This window comes from Priestia sp. KCTC 13724 (assembly GCF_056820425.1).
Genome location: NZ_JBXDLD010000010.1, coordinates 1 through 7,783, shown reverse-complemented (window position 1 = coordinate 7,783; position 7,783 = coordinate 1). Strand labels below are relative to the sequence as shown.

Annotated in this window: 9 protein-coding genes; 1 reads left to right on the top strand and 8 read right to left on the bottom strand. The window is 36.4% G+C overall.

The features are described from left to right. Positions 1-52 precede the first annotated feature (52 nt). The 7 genes from AC1UFB_RS01300 to AC1UFB_RS01270 all read right to left on the bottom strand — a co-directional run bounded on the left by AC1UFB_RS01300 (position 53) and on the right by AC1UFB_RS01270 (position 6,201). The gene (locus AC1UFB_RS01300) at positions 53-919 is read right to left on the bottom strand and encodes a sugar phosphate isomerase/epimerase family protein (protein ID WP_328101454.1); all 867 of its coding nucleotides are present in this window, start codon (positions 917-919) and stop codon (positions 53-55) included. Positions 920-948: 29 nt separating this feature from the next. Next, on the bottom strand, positions 949-1,341 hold the full coding sequence (locus AC1UFB_RS01295) for a C-glycoside deglycosidase beta subunit domain-containing protein (RefSeq protein WP_328101453.1): 393 nt from the start codon (positions 1,339-1,341) through the stop codon (positions 949-951). 256 nt (positions 1,342-1,597) lie between these two features. Continuing rightward, positions 1,598-2,506: a sugar phosphate isomerase/epimerase family protein gene (locus AC1UFB_RS01290; RefSeq protein ID WP_328101452.1), complete on the bottom strand. Its 909-nt coding sequence runs from the start codon at positions 2,504-2,506 to the stop codon at positions 1,598-1,600. Between the two features lie 73 nt (positions 2,507-2,579). Then, positions 2,580-3,140 carry a Gfo/Idh/MocA family oxidoreductase gene (locus AC1UFB_RS01285; protein WP_328101450.1) on the bottom strand — a complete coding sequence of 187 codons (561 nt, stop codon included), beginning with the start codon at positions 3,138-3,140 and terminating at the stop codon, positions 2,580-2,582. After that, positions 3,137-3,676 (bottom strand): Gfo/Idh/MocA family protein, encoded by a 540-nt coding sequence (locus AC1UFB_RS01280; RefSeq protein ID WP_482588346.1) that lies wholly within the window; start codon positions 3,674-3,676, stop codon positions 3,137-3,139. The genes AC1UFB_RS01285 and AC1UFB_RS01280 overlap by 4 nt, the downstream gene beginning before the upstream one ends. A gap of 18 nt (positions 3,677-3,694) precedes the next feature. After that, complete coding sequence (locus AC1UFB_RS01275; RefSeq protein WP_328101447.1) at positions 3,695-4,483, bottom strand: sugar phosphate isomerase/epimerase family protein; 789 nt, start codon at positions 4,481-4,483, stop codon at positions 3,695-3,697. Between the two features lie 881 nt (positions 4,484-5,364). Beyond that, complete coding sequence (locus AC1UFB_RS01270) at positions 5,365-6,201, bottom strand: LysR family transcriptional regulator (RefSeq protein WP_328101446.1); 837 nt, start codon at positions 6,199-6,201, stop codon at positions 5,365-5,367. A gap of 110 nt (positions 6,202-6,311) precedes the next feature. Between AC1UFB_RS01270 and AC1UFB_RS01265 the strand changes: the two genes are divergently transcribed. After that, positions 6,312-7,052: an SDR family NAD(P)-dependent oxidoreductase gene (locus AC1UFB_RS01265; RefSeq protein ID WP_328101445.1), complete on the top strand. Its 741-nt coding sequence runs from the start codon at positions 6,312-6,314 to the stop codon at positions 7,050-7,052. Positions 7,053-7,134: 82 nt separating this feature from the next. Here AC1UFB_RS01265 and AC1UFB_RS01260 read toward each other — a convergent pair whose 3' ends face one another. Further along, positions 7,135-7,707, bottom strand: a complete 573-nt coding sequence (locus AC1UFB_RS01260; RefSeq protein WP_025910321.1) for a YdhK family protein — start codon at positions 7,705-7,707, stop codon at positions 7,135-7,137. Between the last annotated feature and the right edge of the window lie 76 nt (positions 7,708-7,783).

Here is a 7,783-nt window from a genome sequence, read left to right as displayed (position 1 = left end):
AAATTCAGTTAGCTGGCCGTTCGTCGTGCGTACCGTGAAGGTGCGCTATTTTTTATATTTCGGGCTTACCTTGAACAATATCCTTATATGGTATACTTGGTTCTTTCAAATCAGATGTAATATCGTAATATTTTCCGTGAACATGCATGATATAAGGAATATAATCCCTCAAAATGTTTGGATCTGTATAGACCAGGTGTCGAGCAAACTCAGCGTAGTTACGATCAACTTCATTTGCATTTTTCATTGCTTGTACGTTTGCTAACGTTTCATCTTTATCCATCCCTTGTGCGTATCTTTCACTCACAAATTTAATAATCTCAGGTGTTCCACCATCTCTTATATACCGTTGCTCCATAACCGGCGGAATTTCTTTTACAAAGATTCCTAAATCAGGCATAATTCCAAACCACTTTGTTCCACTGTCAGTGATGTAGTTCATCCTTTCCTCAAACCACGGGGTACCAAACGTAAATGGTGCATGAACTTCGAGCGCTATTTTCACTCCGTACTCTTCTGCGTACGGAAGACTTTTTTGAACAACCTCAAGAGGAGTGGAAACGAGCGTTCTTAGTATCGAAAACCCTAATTTGTTAGCTAGTTTTAAATCTCTTATCATCATCTCTACATTTTCTTCTAAGGTGAGTGAACGATTTGCAAACAATTTATTATCTAAAAATGCATCATATGCTACGGGTTCTACTTTATAATGGTCCATCCACCCAAACCAAGTATCTACAAATTCATCCGTTACCTTTGGAAATCTTTTTATCATTTGTTCAGGTAAAAGCTCAATTCCCGTTGCACCCGTCTTAGATACCTCTGCAATGCATTGCTCAAGCGTTAGTTCTCCTTTATAAAACTCTTCTTGATAGCTATATAAAGAAACACCTCTTTTAATAAGCCCTTGTTCCCCCATATTTATCCCTCCAAATTTCTATTATCATTTTAGTTAGCAAGTACAAGTTCCTTTGTATCTTCTCCTATATTCGGCCAAGGCAAATATGAATTTCGCAAGCTTATATTTACAGTTATTTCATGTGCACCTTCTGTTAATCCACCTTGTTTAGCAACGAATAATCTTGCTTTTTCTCCAAATTCCCAGCGATTGTTAATAACGGTTGGTAGCTCTTCATAAGGAGATTCTCCAGTTTCTATTTTAAACACCAAATCCTTATGCGGAATCTCTACTTCATCAATTTTTAAATCAATGCTGTTAATAAGAGAAAGGGCAATTCCTCTATAATAAGGAATGCGTAGCTGAATCTCAAAACCAATTACCTCATTGTTTTCTTTCACATTTTTAAAACCATCTTCACAAATCATGTATTGTTCAAACATTAACCGTTCCTCCCCATCTACACCATATGCTAGGTTATTTCACATTTGCTTCTATCAAACTTTGTAAACGCTTTAGAAAAGTAGCAAAGAATTGAAAAGCATCCCTTATAGATAACCTTGACTACTTTGCCGTGGCAACAATCGATTTCTCCAAATAATATTCTTATTGTTATATTATTACTCCATTCACTCAGTCTTTTCCTATCTTGATTTTAGAGATTGGCTGAATACTCTTGGTGAAAAACATGGTCAACTCTTAGTAAGGAAAGTACTGTTTTAAATAATTTTTACTTAAATTAATAGAGTCTTTTCTTGCTTTTAAAGAGCTTTCAAACGCTTTATCTTCAACTTCAATAACTGCATAGCCGAAGTAACCAATATCAGTCAACGCCGAGATATATTTCCCCCAATCAACATCACCAAGCCCTGGAAGCTTCGGAGAAATATATTCAAGAGGGGTTGCCATTACGCCCACCTCATCCAAACGATTTTTATATATCTTAATATCTTTAAAATGGACATGGTGAATTCGATTTCTAAATTCATAGATTGGCTTTATATAGTCCATTTGCTGCCATACAAAGTGAGACGGATCAAAATTCAAGCCAAAGTTTTGATTCGGAATGAGCTCGAATACTTTTCTAAAAACAGCTGGTGTTGTCATTAAATTTTGTCCACCTGGCCATTCATCTCCAGTAAACAGCATTGGACAGTTTTCAATTGCAATTTTCACCCCTAGCTCTTCCGCAAATTCAACAATAGGCTTCCATACTTCTTTTACAACAAGTAAGTTTTCTTCTATTGTCTGATACTGATTTCTTCCAATAAACGTATTTACCAAGTTAATATCAAGCTTATGAGCCGCTTCAACACACTTTTTGATATGAACAATTGCATGAGAGTTCCTTTCTTCATCATCACTTAAAGGATTAGGATAATAAGCAATAGCTGAAATACGAACTCCTTTTGCCTCGGTATAATTTTTAATATAGTCTACATCTAAAAGATCGACGTCGATATGCGTTACTCCTGCGTATTTACGAAGCGCTTTTCCTCTTGGCCAAGCACAAAGTTCAACGCAAGAAAAACCATTATCCGCTGCAAAATCAATTACTTCTTCAAATGTACAGCCATCCAAAATTGCACTGTTAAAACCTAGTTTCATAAAATAACTCCTCTTCATGTTTAATTTTTCACTGTATAGTAGTGGTAACGCTTTTTATAGCACGTCATCGCCTTTATCCATACGTCGATGATGCGACTTTAAACTGACTTTTGTTTTCTTTAAAAAAGATTGGCTGCTGCTTAGCGGCTGATTCATAAAAATGATCAACTATATTCATCATATAAGCACCGTGTTCAGCTGGAGCCATTAAATCACCTTGTTTCTTAATGGCACTAATAAAATGCTCAAATTCATTCATCAATTTATGTGAAGTAGGAAGCTTAGGCAAAATATCTACGCAAGTGTCTAAAACTTCTGAGTAAATTTTCAACTCTCCGTTGATAATCGTAGCTCCTCCTTTTGAACCGGCTAATTCAATAAACGTTTGATCTTCTTCAATATTAGACGCCCAACTAAAATCAAAATGAATAGTGGCGCCTCTTTCAAGACCAATAAAGCCACTTGCGCTGTCTTCTACGTTAAAGATACCTTTTGGATTTCCCTGGTAACCATTTCGGTTACGCGTTGTGGTTTGATTAAAGTGATGATGAATGGCTCCTGAAACGTATGATGGATTAGGCATTCCCATCAAAAATAGTGCCAAATCTAAATAATGGACCCCTAAATCAATCATACCCCCCCACCTGCTACTTGTTTATTTGTAAACCAAGTACCTCTGCCTGGTATCCCGCTTCTTCTAATCCATCCTGCTCTAGCTTTATAAATCTCTCCCAAGTGACCTGCATCAATAAATTTTTTTAAATAGGCCGCTTCGTTCGTAAAGCGGTTATTAAGGCCCACCATCACTTTTTTTTTGGCTCGATTTTTCGCATGAACAATTCGCTGTGCCTCTGCACCATTAATAGCTAACGGCTTTTCGCAGTGTACGTGTACACCATGTTCTAATGCGTAAACAGCAATATCAGCGTGCAGAGAATTAGGTGTGCAAACGCTAACAAAATCAAGTTTTTCCAGCTTAATCATTTCTTCATAATTTTGATAGAAGCTGTCTGCTCCATATTGCTCTGCTACAGCTTTCGCCTGCTCGATATTCACATCACATACAGCTATAAGCTCAACATCTGGAATCAATAAGTAGTTACTTAAATGCTTTTTTATAGCGTTACTTCCTGCTCCAATCAATCCGTATCTTAACTTTTCATTTTTCATTTCTAACATCCCCTTTTGTCACACTAATAGGTCATTCATATATTTAATTGTGTAATCAATTCCTTTTTCACCTAATTCTTCGGTCCAAACAGATGAGTGAGGCTCTATGCTTAATCCTCCTAAATATCCTTTAACTCTCAGTAAAGAAACAAATGTTTTCCAATCTGTTTGATCCAATCCTGCAGGCGGATCATCAATTCTTATTCCCTTGACAAGCAGTGAGCCTTTCAAATGTACATGCTTAAAACGCTGACCCCAGTCCACTGTCTCTTGCAGATAATCTCCTCCAAAGTAACGGCTATGAGATGGATCAAATTTAATTCCTAATTCCTTCAAATGACCGTGTACGATTTTCCACACTTCTGGACTGTGAACAAAATTACCTTTTCGACAATTGTAAGATGACACATCTACACCCTTTTGTTTCCCGTACTCGATTAACAGTGAGAAAAACTGAATGGCTGCTGTACAATTTTCATAGTAGGATAGCTCCTCCACATAGTTACACCCACATACGAAGTTAGAGCACTCTAACTCATTTGCTACATCAATTAGCTGAAAACATTTATCTAATTCTTCTTCAATGATGCGCCCCTTTTTGTCAATGCGTAGCGATTTCCATCTACCAATCGAACCAACATTAACGTTATAGGTTTTTTTATACTGCTTTAACTTCTCCTTTTGATCATAAAATGCTGACACATCTTGCCCTTCATTTATACATAGCTCAACAAAGCTAAGCTCTTTTTGCTGTGCGTATTGAAAGCTTTTTTCAACTGGTTTTGCAATGATACCGAGTTCAAGCATTAAAATAACTCCCTCCTTTGTTTTCCAATAATTCTTTTGTTATATATATCTTATCGAAGCTGAGTCAATCTGACTTTCAAACTCTTAATCAAAGGGGAAGCATTTTTAGACATATATATTTTTCGTTTTTCATTTCAAAAAAAGAGGTTAAAAATCAACGGGTGATTTTTAACCTCTTTTTATACTATCTAACTTTGATGATGTAATTCTTATTAAAGAAAGAAGTAGAAAAGGCCTTCTTCATTAAGATAGGTACGATGATACTTCCTGCTATGCCTGTAAAAGCAAAAAAACCACGATGATTAAATCCAAATAGAACATAACTTAGTGTCCCAATACAACAATCATACAATAAGACATTTGTAATCTGCTTTTTAGACACAGAAGTAATCAGTATTTTAGAAGGCTTCACAATGCGCATTATTGTCTTTCACCTCTTGTTGTTATAATGACTTTTGCTCAGCAATCGTAATTCGATTAATGTCACCCAACTACAATTCCTGAAAGAGTAACAATTAACCAAGATATTGCGGTGAGTAAACCCGCTGACATAATCTTCATACCCCACCTGTCTAGTAAACTATCTACACGGATTTGCATAATTGTATATGAATATGTATAAATGGAAAAAACAATTCCTAATTCCGTTGCCTTCAAGTGAAACGATTCTTAGATTGCAGGCACTGCGACTGGTATGGCAACGCGACCAAAGTAATTTTAAATAACCATGTTGCTCAAAAATAATGAACATCTCGTGTGTCCTGTTTTTACTACTTACTCAGTCATAATAGCCTCCTTCTTTTGTTAGTTTGTACGCTGAATGAACTTGTCATTCTAGTGCGTATCACAAATTTTAGAGGGGGAAACAACGTATTTATAAATTATGTTTCGTTTCGTAAAAATCCAGAAAAAGTTTTTAGCCCTTTACTTTTTTCGTGTTCTCCCCTAACGATAAAATGAATTTCAATAAGACCTTCTACTAATTGCTGAATATGAAAGCATTCATTTTTTCTTGTGTTAGCTAAACTTAAAGGAAGTGCACTTATTCCTAACCCGTTTTGAACAGCCTGCATTACCGCTTCTAAAGAATCAAATTCGATTATCTTTTTATTCTCTTGGTTATGTTTTTTTGCATATGCTAGAAGCTTCTTTCGATATACACAATTTAAATCACTGTTTACGATAAGCGCTTTTGATTGATGAACATTTTTATCAAACGAAACAATAGCTATGCTTTCAAAATAAGTATAGACCTTTTGGAAAGCAGTTGGCTCATACTTGCCGCTAATAAACATTCCATCAATATCTCCACTTTCTAACCATTTCATTAACACTTGTTCTTGAGCTGTTTTCACTTTAATCAAAACGGTTGAATAGTTTTCTAAAAAATCGGTAATAAGCTGTGGGATTTTACCTGCTGAAACAGTTTGCGATGCTCCAATTGTCAAGGTTTTTTCGCTTTTTTCACTTGCTAACGTATCTTTAACTTCATTCATTAAGGTTAAAATCCGATTTGTATAGTCAATTAGAATCTCTCCTTCTTTCGTTAACTTTACACCTCTATTCGTTCGTTTAAACAATGAAACCTCTAATTCGTTTTCTAACACCTTGATTCGTTGACTTACGTTAGGCTGAACATAACCTAGCTGTTCTGCTGCTTTTGAAATCGATTTGTTTTCTGCAACTTCTTTAAAAATCTTTAAATCATTGCTTTCCATATCCACTCTCCTCTTTGATATTAGTTAAAATGATATCTGTATTATTTATAACTATTATACTAATTTTTACCGGGGAGATATAATCATTTCTATAGAAGGGGCTGATTCACGTGGAAAATGTAAAAGATAAAGTTTTTATTATCACTGGAGGCGCGACCGGGATTGGAAAAGCAACTGCTCTAAAGCTTGCACTAGCTGGCGCAAAAGTCGTTATTAATTATCGAAGTTCAGAAAAAGAAGCGGAAATACTGCAACAACGTATTCAAACACTAGGAGGAAAAGCCATTCTTTCAAAAGCAGACGTAGCTAGTCAATCTGACGTTCGTAAAATGATTCAGCAAACTGTACACGCATTTGGGCACATTGATGGTTTAATTAATAATGCAAGTATCACCAGTCAAATTGCAATGAATGACTTACAAAAAGCTTCTGGTGAAATATGGGATTCTTTATACAAGACCAACGTAAAAGGAATGTTTCACTGCGTACAAGAAACTGTTTCTTATATGAAAAAAGGTGGGTCCATTGTCAATATTGGAAGCGTCGCTGGAGTAACTGGAATTGGTTCATCTATTCCGTATGCTGCAACAAAAGCTGCTATTCATACAATGACAAAGTCCCTCGCAGTTACACTTGCACCTCATATTCGTGTAAACTGTATTGCACCTGGAGCTGTTGATACACCTTGGTGGACTGGGTATGAAGAAAAGATGTATGAGCTTGCAGGGCATTTACCGCTTCAGCGTATATCCTCACCTGAAGAAATTGCTGACAGCATTTTATTTATGCTCACTCAACCATCTATTACAGGGCAGGTAGTCACAATTGATAATGGACAAACACTTACCTAAAAAAGCTATGGAGACCTACTCCATAGCTCAGTTTGTCGACAAACTGAACAAAGCATAGGCTTCAACCTATGCTTTGTTATTTTTATTCTTTTGTAAGCTCGCTTTCTGTGACCCACTTATGATTTTTCACTTCTTGACTGTCAGTGGTAGACGTGTAATCTACCATGTATACCGTTGTTTTCTCAGCAGAATCAATCGTTGCTTCTGCACCTTCCATGCCTTCCATATGATTTGCTTCAAGAACCACTTTTGTTCCTGCTGGTATCTCTTCTTCACCCGCGTCTTTTATTTCTTCCTGAATGACCCACTTATGACCAGTTACTTTCTCTCCGCCGTTTGTAGGCGTGTAAGATACCACATATGCTGTTGTATCATATGCACCGACAATGGTTGCTTCTGCACCTTTCATCCCTGGCATATGATCAGTTGTCAGCGTTGCTTTACTTCCCAATTCATACGTTGGGCTTTTAGCTTCTTGTAAACCTTCTGGTACTTCACCTGAGCTAGAATGATTCATATGTGCATGATCTTCTTCTTTTTGCTCTTGTTTTTGATTATCTTCTGAGTTCATCTCTTTGCTCTCATCGTTGTTTCCTGCACATCCGGCTAAACCAAGCATTGTCGCTAGCCCAATCAGAAATAGTGATTTTTTCATCTTCATCCCTCCCTCTATAAATGTTGATTTATCAACGGTTTGAGCCGTTGGTGGGGTGTCAAAAAAATATTTTTCG